The 13120-nt window shown below is 67.7% G+C and carries 8 protein-coding genes and 1 pseudogene; 2 read left to right on the top strand and 7 right to left on the bottom strand.

The window, feature by feature from the left end; all coding sequences use genetic code 11:
• Window positions 1-9: 9 nt before the first annotated feature.
• Together AB0K35_RS02460 and AB0K35_RS02455 are read right to left on the bottom strand one after the other, a co-directional pair.
• On the bottom strand, window positions 10-612 hold the full coding sequence (locus AB0K35_RS02460) for a copper chaperone PCu(A)C (RefSeq protein ID WP_363883229.1): 603 nt from the start codon (window positions 610-612) through the stop codon (window positions 10-12).
• 65 nt (window positions 613-677) lie between these two features.
• Entirely contained in the window at window positions 678-2741 is a 2064-nt protein-coding gene (locus AB0K35_RS02455) for a copper resistance protein CopC (RefSeq protein ID WP_363883227.1), read from the bottom strand.
• Window positions 2742-2963: 222 nt separating this feature from the next.
• Between AB0K35_RS02455 and AB0K35_RS02450 the strand changes: the two genes are divergently transcribed.
• Window positions 2964-3950, top strand: coding sequence for a zinc-dependent alcohol dehydrogenase family protein (locus AB0K35_RS02450; RefSeq protein ID WP_363883225.1), 987 nt, complete (start codon window positions 2964-2966; stop codon window positions 3948-3950).
• 143 nt (window positions 3951-4093) lie between these two features.
• Here the strand turns inward: AB0K35_RS02450 and AB0K35_RS02445 are convergent, their stop codons facing one another.
• The 3 genes and pseudogenes from AB0K35_RS02445 to AB0K35_RS02435 form a co-directional block, all read right to left on the bottom strand.
• Window positions 4094-5314, bottom strand: a complete 1221-nt coding sequence (locus tag AB0K35_RS02445; RefSeq protein ID WP_363883223.1) for a site-specific integrase — start codon at window positions 5312-5314, stop codon at window positions 4094-4096.
• A complete protein-coding gene (locus tag AB0K35_RS02440) occupies window positions 5314-5511 on the bottom strand; it encodes an excisionase family DNA-binding protein (RefSeq protein ID WP_363883221.1) in 198 nt (65 codons plus the stop codon). Before AB0K35_RS02440 ends, AB0K35_RS02445 begins: the two co-directional genes overlap by 1 nt.
• A pseudogene (locus AB0K35_RS02435) lies at window positions 5508-7074 on the bottom strand (replication initiator). Before AB0K35_RS02435 ends, AB0K35_RS02440 begins: the two are co-directional and overlap by 4 nt.
• 1557 nt (window positions 7075-8631) lie before the next feature.
• On the opposite strand from AB0K35_RS02435, the gene AB0K35_RS02430 reads away from it, so the two are divergent.
• The gene (locus AB0K35_RS02430) at window positions 8632-10776 is read left to right on the top strand and encodes a tetratricopeptide repeat protein (RefSeq protein WP_363883218.1); all 2145 of its coding nucleotides are present in this window, start codon (window positions 8632-8634) and stop codon (window positions 10774-10776) included.
• Between the two features lie 218 nt (window positions 10777-10994).
• Here AB0K35_RS02430 and AB0K35_RS02425 read toward each other — a convergent pair whose 3' ends face one another.
• Both AB0K35_RS02425 and AB0K35_RS02420 read right to left on the bottom strand, forming a co-directional pair.
• Window positions 10995-12401, bottom strand: a complete 1407-nt coding sequence (locus AB0K35_RS02425; RefSeq protein WP_363883215.1) for a hypothetical protein — start codon at window positions 12399-12401, stop codon at window positions 10995-10997.
• On the bottom strand, window positions 12398-13009 hold the full coding sequence (locus tag AB0K35_RS02420) for a hypothetical protein (RefSeq protein WP_363883212.1): 612 nt from the start codon (window positions 13007-13009) through the stop codon (window positions 12398-12400). Before AB0K35_RS02420 ends, AB0K35_RS02425 begins: the two co-directional genes overlap by 4 nt.
• Between the last annotated feature and the right edge of the window lie 111 nt (window positions 13010-13120).

Raw genomic sequence — 13120 nt, 5'->3', positions numbered from 1 at the left:
GTCTCCGCGTCACGATGCCGGGCTCATGCTCATCTCCGGCGTGGCGCTCATGCCGGGCATCGGCTCGCCGTGCCCGGGGGCGTAGCTCTCCTGCGCGCCGGTGAACGGCTTGGCCATGGCGCGGAACTGCTGGGTCCTGCCGTCGGCGAAGGTCAGGGTGAAGGTCAGCTCGTCGCCCGCCTGAACGGGCTTGGTGAGGTTCATCAGCATCAGGTGGTCGCCGCCGGGCTCCAGGGCGTGCGTGCTCCCGGCCTTGATCACGATGCCGCCCTGTTTCTGCCGCATGACCATCTTGCCGTCCTTCATGGCCATCTCGTGCAGCTCCATCGGCGACAAGGACGTCGTGGCACTCGTCAGAGTGACATCGGTGTCGCCGTCGTTGACGAGGGTCCCGAAGGCGGCCGTCATGCCCTTGTCGGCCGCCTTCACCCACGGGTCACGAATGCCGAGCACACCAGCGTCCGGGTTGGCCGAGGTCGGCGCGGGCGGTCCCGCCTGCGCTTGCGACGGAGAGTCGGACGAGCCGCAACCGGCGACGCCCACCGTCAGGATCGCGGCGGCGAGGATGGCTGCCGAGCGGCGGCGTGAAGCGTTCGTGCTGGTGGTGCGCATGTGTTCTTCCTCCGAAGGTTGCGGCTGGGAGGGTGGTCGGCCGCAGCTGGGAGAAAGTTCCGGGCTCACTGAACGTTGATCGTGAACTCCCCGGTGTGCACCTTGCCGGCGATCTGGAAGTCGAAGAAGGCCCGGTACCGGCCTGAACTCGGCGCGGTCAGCCAGAACTTGACGGTCCCGTCGACCAGCTCCGGCTCGGGGTGGACGTGCACGTAGCCGAGGTCACCCTCACGAACCACGACCAGGTGCCCGTACGCGCCCAGGTACGGCTCCACCTGCGCCGGTACGGTCGGGTCAGCGCTGACCTGGAAGTGCATCGGCGCCGTCACCCCCACCGTCGGGGTGCCGGTCATCGACACCGTGTACGGACCAGCCTTCGTCTGCGCCTGTGCCGGCGGCAGTGCGGTCGGGCTGTGCGCGCCGGGCACTGTGTGGTCGACGCCCAGGACCAGAGGCTGCTGCGTGCCGTCGGCCGCGGTGACGGAGAAGTCGGCGTAGACGCGGTAGCCGCCGGGCCGGGCCAGCGTCAGGGGCACGCTCCAGGTGCCGTCGGGCGCCATTGTCGGGTGCAGGTGCTGGTAGCCGGTCAGGTCGCGGCCCACCACGATCAGGTGCAACGGCTTGTCGTGGACGACCGCGAAGGTCGTTGCCGGCTGCCGGTCGGTCCCGACGATACGGAACCGGTAGTCGGCGCGTACACCAGAGGGTTGGGACCGCTCCAGCGGTTGCAGGGTGTACCCACCGGCGCTGACCGTCGTGCCGGTCGCCAGCGTTGCGCCAGTCGCGTCGTCACCCCGATGCGTGTGCGGCCCCGTACCGGCCGGGTGTTGGTGCCCGTCGGTCGCGGAGACCACCTGGCCCGAGGCGGGCGGTCCACCGGCTGACTGTCGTGCGTTGCCGGTCGCGGGACTCTCGTCGGAGGTGCCGATACGGGCCAACCCGAACCCGGCCAGCAGGGCCAGCACCAGACCGCCGACGAACAGCGCCAGGTGGGTGTTGCTCAACCGGGACCCAGGCGTCGCGGCGGCGAGGTCCGTGTCGGGCCGTGGTCCGGGGTCGACCGTCGGCTCGCCGTCCGTACTGGCGAAGGCCCTGGTCGCCTGATCGGTGGGCGTCGGATCGACAGCAACGCCCGTGCGGGCCGTGACGACCGTGTTGCCCTTGCGCGCCGCCGGCACGGTGGCAGCCCGCCGCTTGTCGCTCGCGGTACGCGCGACGACGCCGGTCGCCGCGCCGACCTTGCCCCCGCCGGCTTTGCCCCCGACGGGCTTGTCCCCGGCAGCCTTGCCGCCGACGGTCTTGCCAGTGCCAGTCCTGTTCGTGGTACGGGCACCACCGCCGCCTCGGCCGGAGGTCGCCGCCGAGGCACGGCCCTGGCCAGCGGGTGTTCCGGCGGATCGGCGACGCCAGACGATGAACCCGGCCAGCGCCCCGACCGCCGCGACCGCCGCCGCCCAGCCGGCCCAGGCCAGCGCCCCGGAACCGCTCTCCTCGGTTGACCCGGTCGACGGGGCCGCCGCAGCCGGCGGGGTCGTCGGATCGGCCGCGGTGGTCGGCACCGCCGAGGCCTGCCCGGACGTGTTGTGCTGCTCGGTGGCGGCCACCAGCGCCGGGTCCGGTTGGGTCGACGGCGGGCTCCACCCCTTCGGCGCTGCCGTCACCCGCCCGTCGTAGCGGAAGGTCAGGGTGCCCCGCACGGTATCGCCGTCCGAGGCGACCGACAGGTAGCTCACCGAATACTGACCCTTGGCGGGCAGGTGGGCGACGGACACCACCGCGGGGAACCCCGTCGTGTACTCCCGTGGCTCGAACTGCCCGTTGACCAGGAAGTACTCGCGTACCGGCTTGTCGAGTGGCTTCGGCTCCCCCTGCGACCACCCGTTGTCGACACGGGTGCCGCCCGGGGCGGTGATCGTGAAGAACGCGTTGGCGGCGGCCTTCTCGGTGAAGAACAGCCGCACCGACGTCACCGGCTCGCGCACCGTGGCGCCTCCCGCCGGTGTGGACTCGGCGAGGGTCCCGTGAGCTGCGGCGGGCTGAGCGGGTGCGAGCAGAGCGACAGCCGAGGCGAGGAGGAACGCGAGGAGGCCCGAGACCACCCGCCCAGGAATCTGAGGGTGACGACGCATCTGAATATCCTCACTGTGCCGAGACTTTTTACAAGAGGTGACGAACTTTTTCCTCAGATGGCAAAAGCCGATCAGCCGTGACCTGTGGCATCCGGGTGGTCGGCCGGGCCGGCCAAAAGTTCCGGCGGACGCCGGCGCGGGTCACCGAGGAAGCCGCCCCGGCCGGCAATCCGGTCGGATACCGTCCACGTGACGTCTCGACCACGGAGAGTGTGGATTGCCATGCGTGCTGCGGTGCTGCGGGAGTTCGACGTTCCGCTGACGGTCGAGGAGATCGATCAACCCACCCCCGAGCGCGGTCACGTGCTGGTGCAGATCGTCGCCAGCGGGGTCAACCCGCTCGACACGAAGATCCAGGCTGGAAAGGCCGCGCACGCGCGTGTCCAGGTGCCAGCGGTGCTCGGCCTGGACCTCGCCGGTGTCGTCGCGGCGGTGGGCGCGGACGTGACCGGCTTCGAGCCGGGGGACGAGGTGTACGGGCTGTGCGGGGGCGTCGGCGACCTCCAGGGTTCGCTTGCCGAGTACGCCGCAGTGGACGCCCGGTTGCTGGCCCACAAGCCGAGGAGCCTCTCGATGCGGGAGTCCGCCGCGTTGCCACTGGCGGCGGTCACCTCCTGGGAGGGGCTTGTCGACCGGGCTGGGGTCCGTGCCGGGCAGAAGGTGCTGGTGCACGGCGGTGCCGGCGGGGTCGGGTACGTGGGCGTGCAACTTGCCCAGGCCCGCGGCGCCGAGGCGTACGCCACCGGCGGGCCGGCGAGCATGCGGGTGATCGAGAGCCTGGGCGCCGTGCCGATCGACTACACCACGAGCACTGTCGAGGAGTACGTCGAGAGGTACACCGGCGGGGAGGGATTCGACATCGTGGTGGACAACGTCGGTGGCGCGACGCTCGACGCGTCGTTCGCGGCGGTCCGCACCTACCTCGGGCACGTCGTCAGCGCGCTGGGCTGGGGCTCACACTCGCTCGCTCCGCTGTCGTTCCGTGGCGCGACCTACTCCGGCGTGTTCACTCTGCTGCCGATGCTCACCGGGCGGGGCCGCGAACACCACGGCGCCATTCTGCGCGAGATCGCGACGCTGGCCGATGCCGGCGCGCTGCGCCCCCGACTGGACGGGCGTCGGTTCACGCTCGACACGGTCATGGACGCCCACCACCTGGTCGCCGGCGGCACCGCCGAGGGCAAGGTCGTCGTGGACATTGCCGGTTGAGCCGAGCCGTTCGTTCACACCGAAGAGGTCACTGGGTCGGTACCAGCATCGCCCACTCTCAGTTTTCGCAAGTCAAAGGCCGCTTCCCGGATTCGGGAGGTGGCCTTTCTGCTGTCGTACAGCAGCCAAGTACAGCAACGGCGTCAGTGACCGAGTGAATCGCCAAGGCGTTTGAGGGCGTCTCTAGTCGCCTTGTTTGATACCTGCGTGTAGATCTCCATCGTCACGGAGAAGCGGGCGTGCCTCAGCACCTGCATGGCGACTCTGGGGTGGAGGTCGAGGTCAGCGAGCAGCGTGGCGCAGGTGCGCCTGGCGTCGTGGACGGTGATCGGTTTGACTCCCGCCTTCTCGCACCTCGCCTGCCACGACCGTTGGAAGTTGCGCGGCTCAATGGGTGTGCCGTAGCGAGTGGTGAATACCAGTCCGGTCTCCTGCCACGCCTTTCCGGCGGCTGCTTCAGCCTCATCGCGTTGCTCTTGTCTGAGCTTGAGAGCGGTCAGGCAGATGTCGGGCAGGGGGAGGATGGCGTCGGACGCCTGAGTCTTGGTGTCGCGGTGCAGGAGCTGCCCGCGCACACGCTGCAGTTGGCGACCGATGGTCAGCTCCCCAGCGTCGAGGTCGACGTCCTCCCACGTCAGTCCCAGGGCCTCGCCCTTGCGCAGGCCGGTGACGAGGACCAGGGCATAGGCGGCGTAGAGCTGGTCCTCGCCGGCGCGGGCCGATTCGAGGAACTTGCGCGCCTCGTCGCTCGACCACGACTTGCCCCGGCGGCGGCGAACGGTGGCCAGGGTGACCGCCGCAGCCGGGTTCTTGGTGATGAGGTCTTCGGCCTGGGCGTGCGTGAGGGCGGCCCGCAGCGCGGCCCGGATGTCGCTGACCGTGCGCGTCGACGGGGCGGCCTGGCAGCAGCGACCGACGGCGCAGCAGCGCCGTTTGTGCTTCGACCGGGCGACGTCCTTGCCCTGGGCGCAGCACTGGCAGGTGCGGGCCACCTGGTTGATCCAGGTCTGCACGTCTCGCGACTGGAGCCGGTCGAGCCGCTTGCCGCCGAGGCCGGGGGAGATGTAGCGGCGAACGAATGTCTCGTAGGTGGCGTAGGTCAGGGGCGCGCGGTTCGGCTCGATGATCTCGGTCAGCCAGTAGGTGAGGAAGCTGCCAACCGTCGGAACGCTGGTCGCCACCGGCCCGGCCTTGGCCTCCTGGTGCAACTTGATCCACTTGTCGTGTACTGCTTCGCGGGTCTTGCCGTAGACGTACTTCCGGGTGCGCCTGCCGTCCGGCTTGGTGACCCAGACGTAGGCGGCGAAGCCGTTGCGGTAGGGGAAAATGGAGCCTTCGCCGTTAGCTCGTGCGCGTCCGGGCATCAGGCAGCCTCCTGGCGCTCGACCTGTTCGCGGATGTAGTCGTCGACCCACTCCGGGAGGACGCGGCGGTACTTGCCGTCCTTGATAGAGCGCAGCTCCCCAGTAGCGATCTTCATCTTCACCTTGGAGATGCCGAAGCCGAGCAGGACAGCGACCTCGACGGGTGAGTACCAGCGCGGGGTGAGGTCTCGGCTCATGCGGCGGCCCCGGTGAGCCAGGCTTCGTGGGCGAGTTCTTCCCTGCCGATGCGTCTGGCCTGACGGCGCTGGGCGGCGGCGGTGTTGGCCAGGAGCGCGTCGCCTTCGGTGAGCCATCCGGAGCCGGCGTAGGTGAGGGTGCCGACGGTGACGGTGCCGGGGATGTCATCGTCCTCTTCGCGACGGTAGGTGGCGCGGGTGTCGCGGAGCAGGCCGAAGGTGACGGAGTAGCGGCGGGCTTTGGTGAGGAAGTGGCCGCCGAAGCCGAGCATGTGCGCCCAGCGGCGCAGCCTGGCGTAGGCGTTCGGTTGGGTGTCAAGGCTGCCTTGACGGTCGTCGGCCGTTGTGGCGCCGCTGGCGGTGTGGGTGCCCATGGGCCTGCCGAGGTGCCAGCAGGCGTCGATGAGGCGGGCGAGATGGTCGCCTTCCGGATCGGCGTAGTCGTCAACGGTGGCCGGGGTGAGCCGGGCGAAGGAGCGCCCGGTGGATTCGGTGGCCTTGGTGGCGTACTTGGCCAGGTAGGCGGCCACCTTGCCGTCGGTCAACTCGCCGTCGGCGGCGTTGATCCGTCGGACGTCGGCCTGCTCACCCCAGGCCACCACCCAGCCCTGCGGCCGGTCGGCATGCGGAGGTGTGGTGACGGCGATCTGCCGCGCGGCGGCATGGACGGCGGCGTCCAGGTCGTCGACGGTGATGCCGGCCGGCGGCGGCACGAGTGCATCCGGGTCGGGGGCGACACCGTCGAGGCGTAGCAGGACGTGGAAGTGCACGGCCGCCCGGCGCTGCATCTCGGCGACCTTGCCGTGCGACACCCGCATCGGCGGCACCCGGCGCACCTTCCCAGAGCCGGTGACGACCTGGACGAATGGGATGCCGCGACGTCGGCACAGCGCGGCGAGGTGCCGTTCGATGGCCTGTTTGGTGCGCCGCCACAGTTCTCCGGAGAAGTAGTTCCAGACGGCCTGGTGGTCGTGGTCGTAGCAGTCCAGGCACAACGGCTGCCCGAGCTGCGGATCGTCGGTGTCGTGGCGGGCGAAGCAGGCTGCGGGCTGCCCGTGCTGGCAGGTGCCGGCGGCACTTCGGGCGCGGCAGGGGGTGGGCCGGCAGTCGCAGCGCTGCCGGTTGGCGCAGGTGTGGCGGGCGACGTGCCGATGGTGGACTGGGCCGAAGGACGGGGCGGTGAAGGTGGCGAAGACGACCGGGTGCCGGCCGACCGAGTCGGGTACGCCCTTGCCGCCGGTCAGGCCGCAGCGGACGACTTGGTAGGCGTCACCGGCGTAGACCCAGGCGCAGTCTCGGCACTGCGATTCGCGGCGGTTGCCGCACGCCTTGTAGAGCGCCCTGGTCGGGCAGTTCGTCGGTCCGGAGTTGGCCGGTGATGCGGCCGGTGGTCGTCTCGACGGCCGCGATGGTGCCAGTGAGTCGGATTGGCCGGGCACAGCCGCCGGCAGCGGCGGTGTGCTCAAGCCAGCCGGAAAACTCCGGGGTGACCGCGCGGTGCAGGGCTTGGGCGTCACGGCCGCTGGCGACGCCGAGTCGGTACAGGGTGAGCGGGGTGGACACGGTCTTCTCCTCTGTGGGTGGCAGGGACGGGAGACGAAGCACCACCAGCTGTGGACGTTGGTCCGCTGGTGGTGTTCGTCGTGTCTCCTGGCACCGCCGGGAGGCGGCTGACGCCGGAGGGCAGGTTCGTGGTGGTGCCACGTCACGTCCCGCCGATGGTTGTGTCCTCTCGCGCTCGTCGAGCTGGTGACGAAGGCCGGCACGGGTGGGGAGCCTGCAATGTCGGCATCCGACCGGTTGCCGCAGGCTGCCCCCACCCGTGGAGGTGTGCGAATCCGGGCCATCGTGGACGGCAGCGAAGCCGTACTGGGCCGCTCAGCGGATTCGGAGAACCGGCGCGATGGCCGGTGTGATCGGGAACCGGCGGGACGTGACCCGCATCGGCGGCAGGAAGGCCGCTCGGCATCTCCGAGGTCGAGTCCAGCGATCCGGCAGGAAGGCCGCGCTGGCGTGCTCGACGAGGGCCAGAGTAGCACCGGGTGCCGACACGCCAACCCGCCGTGATGTCGCCGGATGGAGGTGGAACGGCCGGCTGCCGGCGGTGTGGGAGGACTTGCTGTACGTCTATCAAGGCGGCCCTGAACGGGCCGCACGCGCCGCCGCCTGGGCGCGCGTCCTTCACTCCGCTGGCGCTCCGACTCCAGCCACGCAACACGCCCGGCGGCTGGCGCGGAAAGCGGGAAGCCCAAAGGGCCGCCGCAGAACGACAGGGAAGCGTCTGCCGGGTGGTGGGCCGGCAGCCGGCCGGGCCGCGTGGCCACGAGCCCGCGCGGCGTAGGTGAGCGCACGCCGGCCGCGTCGGCGACGCGGCGGTCGGTGGCGGGGTTGCGGTAACTACGCCTCCTGCGGGGCGCTCCGGCTCCAGGATGGCCGGACGGTCGTCGGCGGCTTGCGGTCCGTGGGTGGTCGCGGTGGGAGCCATCCCGTCTGCCGTCGACCCGGGCGAGCCGAGCAGACCACCGCCCGACCCGCCAGCGTCCGTACGAGCCGTCATGGTCCGCTTGACGCGGCGGGCCGGGCGGCGGCCCGCTCCCCAGGAGGGCGGGTCGATGGCAGACGGGACGGCGGTTGGTTGTGGTGTCGCCAGCGGGCGATGTGCGTCGGTCAGGGTCGCAGTGTCAGATACCAGTCGTTTCTGAGGGACGTCGCGGTGGGCATGATGGTCGGATGGCCGGGTCACGGGTGGGAAAGTCCCCATGGTTCTGGGGGCTGCTGGGTTTTGCCGCGGTTGGGGTGGCTCTAGCCATCCGGCTTAATGTGACAGGGTTCTTCGCGGATGGTAGCCACGCGGCTAAGGCTTGGGACTGGGTGGAGCGGGCTTCCTGGTTTGCGGGCTTCGCCTCCCTGTTGATTGCCACGTTAACCGCACGTTCGGCTGCCAGGCCCTCAGTCTCGCCGGCCAGCGTCGGACCGGTGCCGAGGGCGACGGCAATGCCGTTGGTGCGGGATGTAAGCGCGCGCCAGGCGTTGGGTATTCATCCAGCGATTCCCCTGGAGGTCTCGGCGGATGACCGGCTGTCGGCGGAGTTGCCGTTATATGTGCCTCGGGATCGTGACGTGGACGTGCGCACCGCACTGACCCGGATGAGTGCCACCGGTGGTTTCCTGCTATTGGTCGGCCCGCCAGCGTCTGGGAAGACCCGGTGTGCTGCTGAGGCGATGCAGCAGATGCTGGGCAAGTGGCGGCTGTGCCTGTGGTCGGCGGGGCATGACCCGGATGCATTGCTGGACGCTGGCACCGGCCTGCGGCGGACCGTGGTGTGGTTGGACGATCTTCACGAACTGTTGGAAGCCAGCGCGGGTACCGCCGTCTCCACCTCGGATAGCGGTGGCCTCAGCTCCCGCCAACGTCGGTTGACCTCGGAGCTGATCCGGCGGCTGTTGCTGCCGGACAACGGGCCGGTAATCCTGATAGGCACGACCTGGCCGGAGAAGCGGGACCGGTTCACCCACCCGCCAGGCGCTGTTGAGGCGGACTTGTTTGCTGACGCTCGCAAGGTGATGGGCATGGCAGAGCAGATCGATGTAGTGCCAGTTTTCTCCGATGCGGAATGGGATCGGGCGGTGGCGCTGAGTGGCGGTGATCCTCGGTTGGCCGAGGCGGTGCAGCGTGAGCAGGGGCGAGCATTACCGGCGACGTTGGCCAGCGCACGCGAGTTGATCCGGCGGTGGCGTCACGGCGGCGACGCGTATGGACAGGCGGTGATCTCTGCAGGCGTCGACACCCGCCGGTGTGGGCATCCTGAGCCAATCCCCGCTCCTCTGCTGCAGACCCTGGCCGAGCGGTATCTCACCGGAAGACAGCGCGCCACTGCCACGCCTAATGCTTGGTTCGCCGAGGCCCTGGCATGGGCGTGTCAGCCCGTGCGTGGTGATATCGCTGCTCTCGCTCCATCCGGATACAAAATCGGCATCACCGATGGTTACCGGATCTCCGACATTCTTCTTGAACATGCTTCATCAAGTCCGGACGTTGGTGCGGTGTCCGACGAGGTTCGCCGTCACATCGCTGAGCACGCCGACGCCGCAGTCTGCTGGAGTCTTACGGCAAGCGCCTATACGGCGGGGAAGCTGGATATGGCCGAGCTTGCCGGCTGGCGAGGTGCTCAGGCCGGGGAAGCCCGCAGCATGTTCAACCTAGCGGCTCTGCTGGCCAGCCGTGAGCGGGTCGAGGAGGCGGAAGCGCTGTACCGCCGGGCCATCGACGCCGGCCACCACGATGCCCTGAACAACCTGGCGGTTCTGCTGGCTGAGCGTGACCGGGTCGAGGATGTCGAGGAGGCGGAGGCGCTGTTCCGCCGGGCCGTTGACGCCGGCGACGTGAACGGCGCTTATAACCTGGCGATCCTGCTTACCAAGCGTGACCGGGTCGAGGATGTCGAGGAGGCGGAGGCGCTGTTCCGCCGGGCCGTCGACGCCGGCCACGTGGACGCGCCGAACAGCCTGGCGGTTCTGCTTGCCAAGCGTGACCGGTTCGATGAGGCGGAGGCGCTGTTCCGTCGGGCCATCGACGCCGGCGACGTGAGCGCCCTGTATAACCTCGCGAACCTGCTGGCCGAGCAGGCCCGGGCCGACGAGGCGGAGGCGCTGTACCGCCGGGCCATCGACGCCGGCCACGTGAACGCCCTGAACAACCTCGCGAACCTGCTGGCCAAGCAGGCCCGGGCCGACGAGGCGGAGGCGCTGTACCGCCGGGCCATCGGCGCCGGCCACCTGAACGCCCTGAACAACCTGGCGGCCCTGCTGGCCGAGCGTGACCGGTTCGATGAGGCGGAGGCGCTATTCCGCCAAGCCATCGACGCCGGCCACGTGGAGGCCCTGAGCAACCTAGCGGTTCTGCTGGCCGAACGTGACCGGTTCGATGAGGCGGAGGCGCTGTTCCGTCGGGCCATCGATGCCGGCGACGTGAGCGCCCGGAACAACCTGGCGGTTCTGCTGGCTGAGCGTGAACGGGTCGGGGATGTCGAGGAGGCGGAGGCGCTGTTCCGCCAAGCCATCGATGCCGGCCACGTGGAGGCCCTGAGCAACCTGGCGATTCTGCTTGCCAAGCGTGACCGGCTCAATGAGGCGGAGGCGCTGCTCCGCCAAGCCATCGACGTCGGCCACGTTAGCGCCCGGAACAACCTGGCGAAACTGCTCAATCAACCAGTGCCGGGCCAGTCTGGGGCGGTTGACTCCGCAGCGAGCGTTCGTGGTGAGTGACCACGGTCGGGATAGTTCGTGTGCCGAGTAGATGGGTGACTAGCTGGGTGACGACGGGCACGCGCGGCGGCGGACATCCACGGACTTTGGTGGATGGTTGTCGCAGCTAGACGCCGCTCGGGATACAGCTCATCGAGCCTTGTGGGTTGCCTGGGGGTCAAGGGGTCGCTGGTGACGTCTATAGGAGCATCGGGATGGCAGGGTGGCTTATGAGGAGGTCATTCCCAAAGCGGGTCCTGAATTGCTATCGGATCACGGCCAGAGACCAGCCTCACGTCAGCATCGGGCACAGTCCGATGGCTCAACTCAAGTAGAAGTCGAACTGCGGCTTGCGCTAGTTCGTCAAGTGGAAAAGAAGCGTTGGTGTGACCCATGGCCGTTCCGGTAACGAAATCCGCTATTAGATTACGTCCACTAGACATCTCTATTGCGGCCGTCTGGGCCACGGAGTCGCCACGAGCCACTAGTTGGCCGAAGTCTGGACTGTCGACAACGTCGGCATTGCCAACAGCTTGGATCGAGATGGCGAAGTTGGCCTGCTGCACTTTGACATCCGTCATGCGGACTCCGAGTTGGCGGATGCCATCAATCAAGGTAGTAACCGACACGCCGCGTCGTGTCTCAGGCGGAGGCAAGTCGTTTGACCTGGCGGCGAAGTAGGCGATCCAGCCGTCACCGCGCAGTGCTAGACAGTCCTTCTCTACTCCCCAGTTAGCACGCTGGCCCTCGGAACTCGACGCGCCGGTTTGGCCGAAGACACGCGCTCCACGAGCTAGCAGTCGATCCAGATTCGCTTCGACTAGGTGGCCTAGATTCGGTCCTGATTCTGGCCCCAGGGCTACTACTTGTTCGAGTCGGACGCTACGGCCGATCCTGCGCCAGAATTGCACATCATCAGTTGTAAGGGTTGCAAGAAGAAGAGACAGGTCCCTGCCTGTTAATGGGCCGGCCAGGTTGCGATGGGATGGAAAATCTTCGGGAGTCCCGCCCTGTCCCTCCCAGACTGCCCGGTAGAGACGACTGAATCGGTTGGCCTGCTCGTCGTCCAACATGCCTTCGGCTGCTACGAGCGCCGACCTGATCGGCTCCGCCTCCAAATGCTCCGCAGCAGAGAACCCCGCGATGGCTGATTCCGTCGCACCCCTCGCGGCCTGCTCATCGACCAGGCCCATGCCACCACGGATGACGGCGTTCGTAAGTACCGAAGTAATCGGGACGCGAGGGGACACGAATTCCTCGATCGCATCCGGATCCGTAATAAGGGCCCGAGCTTCTTTCGCGGCCATCACCAAGCGTTCGTGGGCGGCTGAATCCTGTCCGGATCCGAAGTCGTCCAGAGTGATCATAATCGGGTGACTGGGGGCGATGATTTTGAGATCGGCTGCTAGCCATTCTGGGTTTGGATCGGTGCGCAGAAAGACGAGCCTCTCCCGATGCTCCTCCGGCCAGGTCAGCACTAGGTCTGGCGCGAAAGTATGGTTGAAGTATTCAGTCTTCCTGACCCGGGCAGATGGGTCGCCGGATCGCAGGAAGTTGCTGACGCTGGTTTTCAAGGAGTCGATGCGCCGATCCGGTGTGTCGAAATCTAGCGCATGACGTAGAGCTGCGCTGAATTCGCCGCTCATTGGGACTCCTCCCCGATGCCCATGAACGCCGTAACCCGCTGGTAGTGGTCGCTCGTGATTACTAGACCCTCCTGCTCGTCGCAGAGCGTCAGCAGCCACAAGCGATTGGTTAATTCGTATATCACTTGCGGGTCTAGTTTTCCTTGCGCTTCCTCGGCCGACTCTGTTCCAAAGACCCGAAAGGTGTTGTCAGCGTGAAGAAGGTGCTTCTTGATGGACTCCGCACTCCGATGCTTGTGCCAACTCTGCGCTTGAAAAGGAGCCCAGGATAGCCATATCAGATTTTCGCATCGGTCGGGCTTTTCTTGAAATGCTACGTAGCATTCGGCGATGAATTTCCGGTACTCCGTAGCTGAGTCCATCTCATAGCGATATGCCTTGACTTCGGCCATAAACGACTTGTCATGCAGATTGCCCCCACGCAACTTGCCCCCCAGGTCAAAGCTGAAGCCTTGGCCGCCATAGGGCCACTCGAAATGCAGCAGGTCTTTAAACACCTTGTCAGTGTTTGTGTAGATCGACGCAACGCGGGTCGAGTAGTTCAGCCACCGCTTAGCTCTATCTACGCCAATGCTGCCGGTCTGCTGCCGTAGCTCGCCCGCCACCATCACAGGAGGGTATATCACCCACACGGACAGCAACAGGACCGAAGATCCACGTGGAGCACGTCGGCTGGCTGACGAGAGGGCCTGCTTGGCTCTGGACGGCAGCCTGACGAG

Origin of the sequence: Micromonospora sp. NPDC053740, from assembly GCF_040677775.1 — a bacterium.
GTDB classification, from domain to species: Bacteria; Actinomycetota; Actinomycetes; order Mycobacteriales; family Micromonosporaceae; genus Micromonospora; species Micromonospora alfalfae.
This window is presented reverse-complemented; position numbering and strand designations above follow the sequence as displayed.

What these genes read in the sequence shown, in the direction of transcription:
- AB0K35_RS02420 (WP_363883212.1), bottom strand. Translation starts at nt 13,009, where the DNA reads ATGGTGGCGGGCGAGCTACGGCAGCAGACCGGCAGCATTGGCGTAGAT.
- AB0K35_RS02460 (WP_363883229.1), bottom strand. Translation starts at nt 612, where the DNA reads ATGCGCACCACCAGCACGAACGCTTCACGCCGCCGCTCGGCAGCCATC.
- AB0K35_RS02445 (WP_363883223.1), bottom strand. Translation starts at nt 5,314, where the DNA reads ATGCCCGGACGCGCACGAGCTAACGGCGAAGGCTCCATTTTCCCCTAC.
- AB0K35_RS02440 (WP_363883221.1), bottom strand. Translation starts at nt 5,511, where the DNA reads ATGAGCCGAGACCTCACCCCGCGCTGGTACTCACCCGTCGAGGTCGCT.
- AB0K35_RS02425 (WP_363883215.1), bottom strand. Translation starts at nt 12,401, where the DNA reads ATGAGCGGCGAATTCAGCGCAGCTCTACGTCATGCGCTAGATTTCGAC.
- AB0K35_RS02450 (WP_363883225.1), top strand. Translation starts at nt 2,964, where the DNA reads ATGCGTGCTGCGGTGCTGCGGGAGTTCGACGTTCCGCTGACGGTCGAG.
- AB0K35_RS02455 (WP_363883227.1), bottom strand. Translation starts at nt 2,741, where the DNA reads ATGCGTCGTCACCCTCAGATTCCTGGGCGGGTGGTCTCGGGCCTCCTC.